At 38.5% G+C, this 12,686-nt stretch carries 14 protein-coding genes and 3 pseudogenes; 14 read left to right on the forward strand and 3 right to left on the reverse strand.

Annotated features, from left to right (window positions below):
• Positions 1-17: 17 nt before the first annotated feature.
• The 3 genes from EMK97_RS03385 to EMK97_RS03395 all read left to right on the forward strand — a co-directional run bounded on the left by EMK97_RS03385 (position 18) and on the right by EMK97_RS03395 (position 1,183).
• Positions 18-365: an immunity protein Imm33 domain-containing protein gene (locus tag EMK97_RS03385; protein WP_130599456.1), complete on the forward strand. Its 348-nt coding sequence runs from the start codon at positions 18-20 to the stop codon at positions 363-365.
• Between the two features lie 115 nt (positions 366-480).
• Complete coding sequence (locus EMK97_RS03390; RefSeq protein ID WP_130599458.1) at positions 481-771, forward strand: hypothetical protein; 291 nt, start codon at positions 481-483, stop codon at positions 769-771.
• Between the two features lie 109 nt (positions 772-880).
• Positions 881-1,183 (forward strand): hypothetical protein, encoded by a 303-nt coding sequence (locus EMK97_RS03395; RefSeq protein ID WP_130599460.1) that lies wholly within the window; start codon positions 881-883, stop codon positions 1,181-1,183.
• A gap of 478 nt (positions 1,184-1,661) precedes the next feature.
• Here the strand turns inward: EMK97_RS03395 and EMK97_RS03400 are convergent, their stop codons facing one another.
• Entirely contained in the window at positions 1,662-2,705 is a 1,044-nt protein-coding gene (locus tag EMK97_RS03400; protein ID WP_130599452.1) for an IS110 family RNA-guided transposase, read from the reverse strand.
• A gap of 173 nt (positions 2,706-2,878) precedes the next feature.
• Positions 2,879-4,209: pseudogene (locus EMK97_RS03405) on the reverse strand (IS4 family transposase).
• Positions 4,210-4,351: 142 nt separating this feature from the next.
• On the opposite strand from EMK97_RS03405, the gene EMK97_RS03410 reads away from it, so the two are divergent.
• The 3 genes from EMK97_RS03410 (at position 4,352) to EMK97_RS03420 (ending at position 5,517) form a co-directional block, all read left to right on the forward strand.
• Complete coding sequence (locus EMK97_RS03410) at positions 4,352-4,699, forward strand: immunity protein Imm33 domain-containing protein (RefSeq protein ID WP_130599456.1); 348 nt, start codon at positions 4,352-4,354, stop codon at positions 4,697-4,699.
• Between the two features lie 115 nt (positions 4,700-4,814).
• Positions 4,815-5,105: a hypothetical protein gene (locus EMK97_RS03415; RefSeq protein WP_130599458.1), complete on the forward strand. Its 291-nt coding sequence runs from the start codon at positions 4,815-4,817 to the stop codon at positions 5,103-5,105.
• A 109-nt stretch (positions 5,106-5,214) separates the two neighbouring features.
• Positions 5,215-5,517 carry a hypothetical protein gene (locus EMK97_RS03420; protein ID WP_130599460.1) on the forward strand — a complete coding sequence of 101 codons (303 nt, stop codon included), beginning with the start codon at positions 5,215-5,217 and terminating at the stop codon, positions 5,515-5,517.
• 478 nt (positions 5,518-5,995) lie between these two features.
• Here the strand turns inward: EMK97_RS03420 and EMK97_RS03425 are convergent.
• A pseudogene (locus tag EMK97_RS03425) lies at positions 5,996-7,040 on the reverse strand (IS110 family RNA-guided transposase).
• Between the two features lie 105 nt (positions 7,041-7,145).
• Between EMK97_RS03425 and EMK97_RS03430 the strand changes: the two are divergent.
• The 8 genes and pseudogenes from EMK97_RS03430 (at position 7,146) to EMK97_RS03465 (ending at position 12,579) form a co-directional block, all read left to right on the forward strand.
• Positions 7,146-7,772, forward strand: coding sequence for a hypothetical protein (locus EMK97_RS03430; RefSeq protein WP_130599462.1), 627 nt, complete (start codon positions 7,146-7,148; stop codon positions 7,770-7,772).
• 222 nt (positions 7,773-7,994) lie between these two features.
• Positions 7,995-8,177, forward strand: a complete 183-nt coding sequence (locus tag EMK97_RS03435) for a type II toxin-antitoxin system HicA family toxin (protein ID WP_130599464.1) — start codon at positions 7,995-7,997, stop codon at positions 8,175-8,177.
• 152 nt (positions 8,178-8,329) lie between these two features.
• On the forward strand, positions 8,330-8,758 hold the full coding sequence (locus EMK97_RS03440) for a type II toxin-antitoxin system HicB family antitoxin (protein WP_130599466.1): 429 nt from the start codon (positions 8,330-8,332) through the stop codon (positions 8,756-8,758).
• Between the two features lie 134 nt (positions 8,759-8,892).
• A pseudogene (locus tag EMK97_RS03445) lies at positions 8,893-10,215 on the forward strand (IS4 family transposase).
• A 182-nt stretch (positions 10,216-10,397) separates the two neighbouring features.
• Positions 10,398-11,156, forward strand: a complete 759-nt coding sequence (locus tag EMK97_RS03450) for a L,D-transpeptidase family protein (RefSeq protein WP_246028868.1) — start codon at positions 10,398-10,400, stop codon at positions 11,154-11,156.
• A gap of 18 nt (positions 11,157-11,174) precedes the next feature.
• Positions 11,175-11,516, forward strand: a complete 342-nt coding sequence (locus tag EMK97_RS03455; RefSeq protein WP_130599468.1) for a hypothetical protein — start codon at positions 11,175-11,177, stop codon at positions 11,514-11,516.
• Positions 11,517-11,642: 126 nt separating this feature from the next.
• Positions 11,643-12,068: a hypothetical protein gene (locus EMK97_RS03460; RefSeq protein ID WP_130599470.1), complete on the forward strand. Its 426-nt coding sequence runs from the start codon at positions 11,643-11,645 to the stop codon at positions 12,066-12,068.
• Between the two features lie 130 nt (positions 12,069-12,198).
• The gene (locus EMK97_RS03465) at positions 12,199-12,579 is read left to right on the forward strand and encodes a carboxymuconolactone decarboxylase family protein (protein ID WP_211342263.1); all 381 of its coding nucleotides are present in this window, start codon (positions 12,199-12,201) and stop codon (positions 12,577-12,579) included.
• Positions 12,580-12,686 lie beyond the last annotated feature (107 nt).

A 12,686-nucleotide genomic window follows, 5' to 3' on the forward strand; every position in this document is an offset into this window, starting at 1 on the left:
AGTCAGGAGTAAGAAACTTGAGTATTGAGTCAGTTCAAAAAGAATGTTGTGATCATTATCAAGCAATTTATGCTCCTGTTGAGCCTACTCAGCTTGTTACTATTTCTAAAGGCATTTATGAGGGCTTAACACCAGTTGAAGGAGTTCGTTACCCATCACCAAATCATATGAGTGGTTGGTGGTTAACTACAGATGAGTACGACGGTAATACTAGCTCATTAGTTACGGTGCACTTTGAGCACATCATTGAAAAACGCCCTGAATTAGCAATATATATGGCTCTTCCATTCGGGTATCGTTTTAACTTAGGCGGTGAGTCAGAGCATGTTTGGTTTGACCAAGCAGTGGCAGATGAAAGCATATAACAAAGTGCTTAAAAGGCGGACACAAAAAGCTTGGCTGTGCTCGTTCCTCGCAAATTTTAGCCAAGCATTTTGTGCCGTTTAGCACGGCGTTATATGCCAAGGAGTGTTTACCGCAATGTCAGGTTATAAATTTTCAGGTTACGACTTTTGTGGTGGCTATGATGATGGAAGTACCATCTTTATGTTTGTTGACCCTGAGGATGAATCAAAAGGTTTTACTTTATCGTTGAGAGACCATGAAGGATTTGATGATCATGATGAATTACTTTATGAAGATGAGGGTGATGTACCAGAAGAGTTTAAAGGCTTAATCCTATCAGAACTTAATCAAGTACTAATTGAGCATAAAGATAATACCGAAGCATGTGAAATAGTTAGTCGTTGCATTGTAGCTATTGGCATATAACAAGCTAATAAATAAGGACAAAAAACAGTTGGCTGTTTTCGTCCCTCAACATTTTAGCCAACAATTTTTTGCCCATTATTAGGGCGTTATATGCCATGGAGGATCGCAGTTGCCAAATAAGCCTTGGGTAAATATTTATAATCATATTTACGAAGATTGTATTGTTGGGAACACTGAGGGACTTGAGAAGCTAAAATTAGCTATAGATAAAGCTTTAGCTGACGGCAATTATCAACTCGAAGATGACCTTGAAACTGACTTTGCATCAATTTGCTCAACAGAAGAAGAACTTCCTGAAGAGGAGCAAAGTAAAACATCAAAACTTATTGGTGTTATCATCATGTCAATTTTGTTTATTTGGCTTTTAGTGTTGCCTGTTTTTGGTATTTACAAGCTTTGGTTGTCGCTTTAATGGCATATAACACATATGAGCCTTATTCCCGTCAATAGACAATAGTATTTTTTTAGCTGCCGTTAGGCAGCTATTTGTTTGGCAATTTACAACAACATTTACTTCGCTATGTCGATAGGCCATTAAACAAACGTTTACGGCAAACACATATAGAGGCTCTCTTAGTGTGATCTCATCACTGCCTGTTTTGTTTATCCTTAATGCAAACAGGGGCACTAGACATTTATCGGTTAACCTTAATCTGGCACTACTCAAGCAATATGATTACTTGTGGTTAAACAAGGTTCAGTTAGTTTCAGGCTCAGTTAAGGTGTAAACGCTTTTGCTTATCGCAATAATGCGCACCAATGGCGAGTCTAATCAAGCCATGTGGCTTAAACTACTTGGCATAATAATTATCTTTTGTCTTACAGGTGCAATAATTATCAACATGCTCTTAATTATCCAGTTAGACGTTCAGCTCGCGCCATTGTGCGACTTAACCTTTTAAAAATTTGTCTTCATCAAATACCTGCTTATCTCGTAGCATAAAATAGACACAACGACCTATTTTATGCGCTAATGCGGATAACGCTTTACCTTTGCTCATGCGTTTTTGTAATTTTGCCAAATAGCGTTTCGCTTTATCATTACCTCGAAGGTAAAGTACGGCGGCCTCACTAAACGCCCATTTTAAATAGCCGTTACCTATTTTATTGCCACTGGTGCCGTACACTTTACCTGCTGATTCTGCTTTACATTTAACGAGCCGAGAATAAGAGGCAAACTGTTGAACACTTGGGAACCTGTTAATGTCACCTATTTCATACAGAATGGTTAATGCGAGTATCTGTCCAATACCAGGGAATGTACGAACAATATTAAGTAGAGCGCCGTAATGTTGCTTAGCTTTGTTTTCGATGAAGGATTCAACATGTTTAAGCTCTCGCATATAACAATCGAGAATGTTCATATCGAGTTCAATCATGCGTTGCACGATGGGATCATCATAATGATGACGTAATCCTTCTCTAGCACTGACGTTTTTTAAATTAAGTGATTGAGCAGGTAAGTTATATTGACTGTCAGTATTGATAACATGGGCTTTTAAGTCAGCGCCGTGGCGCATGATGTGCGTTCGTCTTCGCAGTAAATCACGTGTGGAACGCGTTTCTTGTGGATAGTTATAAGCTAAAGGAAAATTGCCGCCACGCATTAAACTGGCAATTTTATAAGAATCAATTTTATCATTTTTAGCTTTACCGCCATGAATAGCTTTCATATAAAGCGCATGACCTAAAATAAATTCAATATTGAGTTCACGACAAAAGTCACTGACCCAATACCAGCAATGCATACATTCAACGCCAACAACTACTTGCCCGATATAAGGTTTAAGTAGTTTTCGTAATTGATTAGGATCGGCTTTTATCTTTTGATGAAGAATTTTATTACCATGTTTATCGAGAATACAAACGTATAAAAGTCGTGCATGTAGATCTATTCCACAATAATATTGGTGAAAAGTAGTGTAGAATTTCATAGAGCTTTCTCCTTTTGGTTTGGTCGCCTTAAAGTTTAGCCGAATGCTAAACTTTGGGGAGAAGGCTCAATTAGTATCAAGCCAATTAAGCGGGACTAAAAACAGTTTGCTCGGTTTCGCTTCGCTACACATTTTAGCAAACTAATTTTTAGCCCCTTATTGGGTAATGCCAGTCAGTTAAGCTGATTGGCATTTTTTGTATTCCTTGGATACCTTTGGGGTTTTGCCTTAACCCACCTTGGGTATTGCCTCTCTTCACGCCGCTCTGGTAATTTAAAATAAGTCATTTGTGTCAGTAAAGCTTCATAGTGTTTGGGAATATTGCCAGGGCTAGACAGAGGCAATGTGGCAAAGAACTGAGTAATTGCCATTGAGCAACTCGTGAAGCTAAGCTGATTAGGCCAAGTGCTATTAAGCTTTCTTGCTGCCGCTGTCATCCCTTGCCTTATCAAGTTGTAGCACAGAAGGAGTCCCATAACTCCTGTTCAATCATATCTGGTCGCTTGCTTCTTAAAGTATAAGCGCTGTTAAGTAGCGATTGTTTCATCTCTCGATAGCCTAATTCTATTTCCCAGCGATACCGGTATAACTCAACCATTTCTTCGCTTGGAAAGCGTATTGGGTCGACCATTGAGGTCAGAATACGGTACTCTTTACCTTTAATTTTTTTACTCACTAATCTGGCTTCAATATGTTCTGGTAGGTCATTAAATTTTTTACGAGCTTGAGGCGTTGTTGTTAACCGAATACGTTTATCATTCTTGCCCAAACTCTGGATGACATCGTAATTTAAGTCTTTACGAGCTGGTATCATCCAGTGTCTTTGTTCTCCTGCTTGATGCCATCGATTGAGCAAACCAAGCGAGTAATAGCCTTTATCGAAGATAGTTAATGTATTATCTGGTGTCGTTTCTATTAGCCCTTCTGCTAATTTCATTTCATTAGTTCGGTAACCTGAAAATACGCTGTTGATTAGCTGGTGGCTCGTAATTTCCATGTGACAAACCATACGGATTTGAGGATAAATATTTTCTCTATGCTGGTTACTTTGCGTTTCAAATACTTTGTGGTTTTCAGCAGTATCGGCGACTCGCCATACGACACCATCAACGGCTAGCAGGTTCAAGCCCGCCCATGTTTCAAACTGGTTCGATTCATAACCATGCTGTGCCATCACTTTAAACACTTCTTTAACGGCATCTGCGCCTAACCTTTGTCTTGCTTGAACCAGTGCGCTTGGTGCCACTAATGGCTTTTTATCAGGCAACATGATATCCATCTGAGTGGCTATATCCCAAACCGACTTCTGACGATATAGTGCCATACCGATAATTGACCAAAGCACGGTTTCAAGTGGTAGGCGCCTTTTTCTAATTGTGGCGACGCCAGCTTGTTTAAAGCCTTGTTTAATCAACTCAGGGGAGAGCAACTCTGCGTATTTCTCAAAGGTGTGGAAGGTATTACAAGAACTAAAGGCTGTAGCAAGTTCACTTTCAAAGCGCATAAAAAAATCCGATAAACTTTATTTATCGGATTCTTACATATTGTAGGGATCGTTCAATTGATCCCCAAACTTTTTTGCCTTAACTGATCGGCATTACCCTTATTGGGGCGTTATATGCTTTTTCGAGTCAGGAGTAAGAAACTTGAGTATTGAGTCAGTTCAAAAAGAATGTTGTGATCATTATCAAGCAATTTATGCTCCTGTTGAGCCTACTCAGCTTGTTACTATTTCTAAAGGCATTTATGAGGGCTTAACACCAGTTGAAGGAGTTCGTTACCCATCACCAAATCATATGAGTGGTTGGTGGTTAACTACAGATGAGTACGACGGTAATACTAGCTCATTAGTTACGGTGCACTTTGAGCACATCATTGAAAAACGCCCTGAATTAGCAATATATATGGCTCTTCCATTCGGGTATCGTTTTAACTTAGGCGGTGAGTCAGAGCATGTTTGGTTTGACCAAGCAGTGGCAGATGAAAGCATATAACAAAGTGCTTAAAAGGCGGACACAAAAAGCTTGGCTGTGCTCGTTCCTCGCAAATTTTAGCCAAGCATTTTGTGCCGTTTAGCACGGCGTTATATGCCAAGGAGTGTTTACCGCAATGTCAGGTTATAAATTTTCAGGTTACGACTTTTGTGGTGGCTATGATGATGGAAGTACCATCTTTATGTTTGTTGACCCTGAGGATGAATCAAAAGGTTTTACTTTATCGTTGAGAGACCATGAAGGATTTGATGATCATGATGAATTACTTTATGAAGATGAGGGTGATGTACCAGAAGAGTTTAAAGGCTTAATCCTATCAGAACTTAATCAAGTACTAATTGAGCATAAAGATAATACCGAAGCATGTGAAATAGTTAGTCGTTGCATTGTAGCTATTGGCATATAACAAGCTAATAAATAAGGACAAAAAACAGTTGGCTGTTTTCGTCCCTCAACATTTTAGCCAACAATTTTTTGCCCATTATTAGGGCGTTATATGCCATGGAGGATCGCAGTTGCCAAATAAGCCTTGGGTAAATATTTATAATCATATTTACGAAGATTGTATTGTTGGGAACACTGAGGGACTTGAGAAGCTAAAATTAGCTATAGATAAAGCTTTAGCTGACGGCAATTATCAACTCGAAGATGACCTTGAAACTGACTTTGCATCAATTTGCTCAACAGAAGAAGAACTTCCTGAAGAGGAGCAAAGTAAAACATCAAAACTTATTGGTGTTATCATCATGTCAATTTTGTTTATTTGGCTTTTAGTGTTGCCTGTTTTTGGTATTTACAAGCTTTGGTTGTCGCTTTAATGGCATATAACACATATGAGCCTTATTCCCGTCAATAGACAATAGTATTTTTTTAGCTGCCGTTAGGCAGCTATTTGTTTGGCAATTTACAACAACATTTACTTCGCTATGTCGATAGGCCATTAAACAAACGTTTACGGCAAACACATATAGAGGCTCTCTTAGTGTGATCTCATCACTGCCTGTTTTGTTTATCCTTAATGCAAACAGGGGCACTAGACATTTATCGGTTAACCTTAATCTGGCACTACTCAAGCAATATGATTACTTGTGGTTAAACAAGGTTCAGTTAGTTTCAGGCTCAGTTAAGGTGTAAACGCTTTTGCTTATCGCAATAATGCGCACCAATGGCGAGTCTAATCAAGCCATGTGGCTTAAACTACTTGGCATAATAATTATCTTTTGTCTTACAGGTGCAATAATTATCAACATGCTCTTAATTATCCAGTTAGACGTTCAGCTCGCGCCATTGTGCGACTTAACCTTTTAAAAATTTGTCTTCATCAAATACCTGCTTATCTCGTAGCATAAAATAGACACAACGACCTATTTTATGCGCTAATGCGGATAACGCTTTACCTTTGCTCATGCGTTTTTGTAATTTTGCCAAATAGCGTTTCGCTTTATCATTACCTCGAAGGTAAAGTACGGCGGCCTCACTAAACGCCCATTTTAAATAGCCGTTACCTATTTTATTGCCACTGGTGCCGTACACTTTACCTGCTGATTCTGCTTTACATTTAACGAGCCGAGAATAAGAGGCAAACTGTTGAACACTTGGGAACCTGTTAATGTCACCTATTTCATACAGAATGGTTAATGCGAGTATCTGTCCAATACCAGGGAATGTACGAACAATATTAAGTAGAGCGCCGTAATGTTGCTTAGCTTTGTTTTCGATGAAGGATTCAACATGTTTAAGCTCTCGCATATAACAATCGAGAATGTTCATATCGAGTTCAATCATGCGTTGCACGATGGGATCATCATAATGATGACGTAATCCTTCTCTAGCACTGACGTTTTTTAAATTAAGTGATTGAGCAGGTAAGTTATATTGACTGTCAGTATTGATAACATGGGCTTTTAAGTCAGCGCCGTGGCGCATGATGTGCGTTCGTCTTCGCAGTAAATCACGTGTGGAACGCGTTTCTTGTGGATAGTTATAAGCTAAAGGAAAATTGCCGCCACGCATTAAACTGGCAATTTTATAAGAATCAATTTTATCATTTTTAGCTTTACCGCCATGAATAGCTTTCATATAAAGCGCATGACCTAAAATAAATTCAATATTGAGTTCACGACAAAAGTCACTGACCCAATACCAGCAATGCATACATTCAACGCCAACAACTACTTGCCCGATATAAGGTTTAAGTAGTTTTCGTAATTGATTAGGATCGGCTTTTTATCTTTTGATGAAGAATTTTATTACCATGTTTATCGAGAATACAAACGTATAAAAGTCGTGCATGTAGATCTATTCCACAATAATATTGGTGAAAAGTAGTGTAGAATTTCATAGAGCTTTCTCCTTTTGGTTTGGTCGCCTTAAAGTTTAGCCGAATGCTAAACTTTGGGGAGAAGGCTCAATTAGTATCAAGCTAATAAATAAGGACAAATAAAGCTTGGCTTTTGTCGCTGCGCTCAAAATTATAGCCAAGCTAATTATTTGCCCCTTAGTTGGGCGTAAACCTCAGGGAAGAATAGATAGATCATCAATGGAATTCGATATAAAGTCACTAAAATCCAAGCAACTAAAAATGCTATCGGAATTCGAAGCATCAGAATGTTCTTATGAGTCTGTGGGACTCAATAATGATGAAGATTGTTTTTGCCTGAAAAATGTACGCTGTAAATGCGGCAATGATCACCTTAACGTCATTACCACTATTACCAAAGAAACGAAGAAAGGTCTCTTCAAGACAAAAGAGATAATAAATCATCTCGCTCCACTTCATTTAGAGTGTCCTGAGTGTAAAACTGGCAATCTGTTATTTGACCCGCAAGTGCATGGCTGGGATGGGGAAAATGGAGATAGTGCAAGTTTAACTGGAGAAGATGGAGAGTTAATCTTTAATGATTCTCCTGCCAAAGTCTATGTGGAGCTCTCCTATCAAGGAGAGGAAAACTATGAAGAGCTGGCAGAAGATGGTATTTCCAATATCCAAGATTACTTCGATACATTTAATTTATATGTATTGCCTAAAGGTGCTACTAAGGCAGTAGAAGTAGTTTCTTATGAATGCGCGTGAAAAGGTTAACAAGAGCCAGCAACGGACTGTCAAACCTGTCACTTTTTGTGCGCTTCGCTGCACAAAAACCGCCAGTTTTACCAGCCGCAGTGGCCGGCGTTATACACCTCAATTGCCCCTGTAACATTCTTTGAACTTTACATTTTACACACGCGTGTGTATAGTTTGATGTGTGGTTAATAAAGTTTATTGATCATAAATATGGTTTTAAGAGGATTTTCAATGAAAAGCAAAGACTTGATAACCATATTGAAAGAAGCGGGTTGTACTTTGGTAAGGCAAGGTAAAGGAAGTCACCAAACTTGGGAATCTCCCATAACTGGCAAACGTTTTACTGTTCCACATCCAAAGAAAAGCCTTCCGAAAGGAACGCTGAAATCAATATTAAGGGACGCGGGGCTTTAAGCCCCAAATCTTTTAATACAACAGTTTATTGGTAAAGATACTCTACCTAATAAACTGTTAAACGAGGGCAAAACACAGTTGGCTTTTGTTTCTCGTCGCTAATTTTAGCCAACTATTTTTAGCCCATTAGCGGGGCGTTATGTGAGAAAGTTATGAATCTATCAATTGGATTAGAATTAGCTGATAACGATGAAGCGATCGGTATTGTAGTTCCAGCCCTAGGTATTGGAAATTATTCTTGTTATTCAGCTGCTGATGATGAAAGTGAAATAATCCCTATGGTTAAGGAAGCTATTTCTTTAATTCTTGACGATATGTCTCAAAACTCTCCTGAGTTAGTTTCCAAGATTTCTGATTTAGGAATTAGGAATTATAGAACTAATGAAGATTTTGAGGATTTTAATAACTGGATGGTATTAGATTATGATTTATCTCCTTATTTCGGTAAGCAAAAGAGAATAAATATTTCTTTATCTGAAGGGGTTCTTAAAACTATTGATTCCGTAGTGGAGTCACGTTCAGAATATAGAGATAGAAGCCACTTCTTAGAAGTTGCTGCTCGTCATGAGTTTAACATTTGAATTTTAAGTCTTTGCTTTTCATTACAAAAACCACCTTTGGGTTAACACCGATCAGTTAAGAAAATTATTATGATCGGTTGAACGATCTTTACAATCTGTCAAAATCCAGTGATCACAAGTCACTGGATTTTTTTATGCTTTCAAATTGGTTACTCGATACAGACACTTTTGCTGCTCCGAAGATTTATCTGTTTTCCAAAAACATTTGCCAATGGAATGGATAGAGAAGGTACTCGTTGAAACGGATAAAGCCAGTATGAGAAGGCGCAAACTACCAGCTGAGCTTGTTGTCTGGCTCATCGTGGGAATAGGCCTTTATCGTAATCGCCCTATTACCGAGGTTGTTGATAAACTTGACCTAATACTGTCAGATAAACTGGGTGAAACACTTGCTCCCAGTGCAATCCCGCAAGCACGAAAGCGCTTAAGTGACACTCCATTAGCTGAACTATTTAAATTGACGGCGACACATTGGTCACAACAACAAGATGGGGATGATACTTGGTGTGGGCTATCACTTTTTTCAGTGGATGGCACACAGCTTCGTTGTGCAGACACGCCAGAAACTGCAAGCGAGTTTGGGTATATCAAGCACCGCCAAGATAAGCACCTTGAATATCCAGTAGTACGATTATGTGCATTAATGTCATTGCGTAGTCGCCTAATAAAAGATGTCGCATTTGGCTCAAGCCGAGTTGGCGAGGTTAATTATGCGAAACAGTTAATTTCATCAGCATCAGCAAATTCACTCACTATTTTTGATAGGTGCTACCTAAGCGCAGAACTTATGATGAATTGGCAACGGCATAACCAAGAGCAGCACTGGTTAACCCCATAAAAAGTAATACCAAATACCGTGTCATTGAACAGTACAGTGAACATGATTTTCTCATTGAAATGTCAGTATCAAATCATGCCAGAAAACAAGACCGAGTTTACCTGAAGTTTGGCAAGCTCGCCTCGTTACTTACCCAGAAAACAAACAAAGTAATCATATTAAAGGGCTCCTGAGCTCTTTAACTGACATTAATAAATACAAAGCAGAAGATATTCTGGCAGTGTACTTCGAGCGTTGGGAGATAGAAAATGGCTATGGGGAGTTAAAGCAATTTCAACTTGATAATGCAATATTGCTTAGAAGCCAAACAGTTCAGGGCGTAAAGCAAGAAATATGGGGATTATTAATTGCGTATAACCTAATTAGAGCCGAGATAAGCCAAATAGCGACAGAAGCACAAGTCTCTCCGTTACGCATAAGCTTTGTGATGGCAATGCGATTTATCCAAGATGAGTTTATGTGGTGTGCAATAGCCTCACCAGGTAGTATTCCTAAAAAGTTGAGGGCGATGCGGGAAAACGTAAAACAATTTATATTGCCAGAGAAACGAAAACGGCCCAAAGCCCGGACCGTTCGTATTTCTAAAACCCGCTACCCTGTCAAATCAAAACATGCTTAATTGACATGTGTTAACCTTTGGGTGGTTTTTTATTTTTTAAGTATGAAATTAATTAAAAATAGAATAACGTGTATATAACAAGCAATAAATTAGAACAAATAACAGTTGGCTGTTTTCGTCCCTCAACATTTTAGCCAACATAACTTTGCTCATTAACAGAGCGTTACTAAGAGTCACATTCCGTGAAGAAACGATTACTAGTCTATCCATTGATACTTATTAATATTTTCCTCTTCTATCAATTTGGTCGGGGCATCTGGTACCCAATAGCAATTAAATTTATGGGCAAGAAAACTGTAACTGAAGTCATCAATACTTATAGTGAGCCAACACTAGAAAAATTAGCGCCTCTCTTCAGCAAAGAAGGTATCACCTATCCTCCTAAAAATTTAGCTTTGGTAGCTTTTAAAGACACAAACATCCTTGAGCTTTGGGCTTCTAACGAAGATTCCAAATATAAACTTATTACAAGCTATCCAATAAAGGCTGCTAGTGGGGATCTAGGCCCAAAACTTCGTGAAGGCGACAGGCAAGTCCCTGAAGGCATTTACAAAATAATTGGCTTTAACCCAAATAGTTCATATCACCTTTCAATGAAGCTCAATTACCCTAATGAGTTTGATTTAAAACACGCAGAGACTGAAGGTAGAAGTGAGCCAGGAACAAATATTTTCATTCATGGCCGTGCAGTCTCAATTGGCTGCCTTGCGATGGGTGATCCAGCAATAGAGCAACTATTTTCACTTGTTTATGCTACAGGCCGTGAAAACACTACAGTTTTAATCTCACCAACTGATCCATCAAAAAATAAACTTGTTGTGCCTAACAATTCCCCCAGATGGACAGGTGATTTATACCAAAACATTGAGGCTCATTACCAAAAAGTCAATTCAAAATATAATAAATCAAGGCATCGGACTGCTTCGCTGCCCGCTGCTTGAGGCATTAGAGTTTCTTCGATGTCATACGATAAAATAATAGTCAATGGGAATGGCGGCGAGTTTCCATATTCAGAATCGTTTGACGATGAATCATATTATTATGAAATTAGCATTGTCTGGGATGATCGTGATGGAGAATTATTTATTTCAAAATGGGGCTCTCACATAGCTTTCGACGATGATCATAGTTGGCTAGATTTTAAAATTGCACCTAATGACTTATTCCCAAATCAAAAAGAGCTAACTCACGATAATATTCTTAGTTACATGAGTACATTACAGGAAAGAGAATCTGAGGGGAAAATTATTCTAAAGGAAGAAGTAGAGAAATACTATCAAAGGTATTTGAAGTCGGAGTAGTGAAACTCTAACAAGCTGTTAAACAAAAACAAAATACAGTTGCCTTTTGTTCCTGCGTCGCTTATTTTAACCAACTGATATTTGCCCATTATTATGGATGTTATGTTTACTCGGCAAGGAGCTGACGTGAATCCTAGACAATATAACCTATTTCATTTGCATAGAGCTCCGGCGTTTGTGGGGTTTGCATTTATTGTCCCTGCATTTGTCGAAAAATATATATCATCTAGCGGTATTGGGTTATTGTGGAGTTTTATTTTTCTTATCAGTTCTTTTCTAACTACAGCTCTTTTATTATTTATGGTTTCCTTTTTTAGAGTTTTATTCAACGGTTATCTTGTATTTAGGCTTGGTGCTATTACCTTATTTTTCTTAACATTATTTCCACCATTTGTTTTACCGCTAATAATCAATAGTGATGTACTCACTTCATTTAAAAATGCACTCTTCATTGTGGGGCTATTGGCTAACTTCCTTTGGTATTCATTCTATTGCCAGCAAAAATATATATCTAAGCTTGGTTGGCTAGCTAAAAAATATGAGCCATGTTAAAAGTAAACATACAAGGCATTTGAGCGAAACAAGAGCACGCAAAGCACTTGGCTGAAGCTCATTCTTTGCGATTATTGCCAAGCATTTATACGCCCCATATTTGGGGCACTATCATCACATAAGGAGAAATATGATGGGAGAAGCTTTAGATAGAGGAAGAGATTTTTTACAGTCAATTGATCCTGAACTAGAAAAGATCTTGGGTGAAAGATATGACGAGCTAGTGCCTGAATTCTCAGAATCATTAGTTGAAACAATCTATGGTCGAGTCTACTCTAGGCCGGGGTTAGATATCAAAACACGCCTGATTTCAACAATCGCTGCGCTTACTGCTCAGGGGGCACAAACCTCGCCACAGCTTCGCATAAATATTAAGAATGCATTAAATGTAGGGGTGACAAAACAAGAAATTTGCGAGGTTATATTTCAAATGAGCTTATATGGTGGCATGCCAGCAATGATCAACGCGCTAAATACAGCCAAGGACGTTTTTGCAGAGCTGGGAGATTAACCTAATCAGTTAAGGTTTGCTCTTACCTTTAGTTAAATAACCTCAGCTTCACATAAGCTATGCGTTTCTCGCTGTTATTTTTACTGACTTCAAAAAGCTTTGAATCA

This window comes from Litorilituus sediminis (genome assembly GCF_004295665.1).
In the GTDB taxonomy this organism is placed as follows: domain Bacteria; phylum Pseudomonadota; class Gammaproteobacteria; order Enterobacterales; family Alteromonadaceae; genus Colwellia; species Colwellia sediminis.

Bases quoted from the DNA above. Each gene is read 5' to 3' on its own strand.
- EMK97_RS03455 (WP_130599468.1), top strand. From the start codon at position 11,175: ATGTCATACGATAAAATAATAGTCAATGGGAATGGCGGCGAGTTTCCA.
- EMK97_RS03400 (WP_130599452.1), bottom strand. From the start codon at position 2,705: ATGAAATTCTACACTACTTTTCACCAATATTATTGTGGAATAGATCTA.
- EMK97_RS03415 (WP_130599458.1), top strand. From the start codon at position 4,815: ATGTCAGGTTATAAATTTTCAGGTTACGACTTTTGTGGTGGCTATGAT.
- EMK97_RS03390 (WP_130599458.1), top strand. From the start codon at position 481: ATGTCAGGTTATAAATTTTCAGGTTACGACTTTTGTGGTGGCTATGAT.
- EMK97_RS03435 (WP_130599464.1), top strand. From the start codon at position 7,995: ATGAAAAGCAAAGACTTGATAACCATATTGAAAGAAGCGGGTTGTACT.
- EMK97_RS03440 (WP_130599466.1), top strand. From the start codon at position 8,330: ATGAATCTATCAATTGGATTAGAATTAGCTGATAACGATGAAGCGATC.
- EMK97_RS03465 (WP_211342263.1), top strand. From the start codon at position 12,199: ATGATGGGAGAAGCTTTAGATAGAGGAAGAGATTTTTTACAGTCAATT.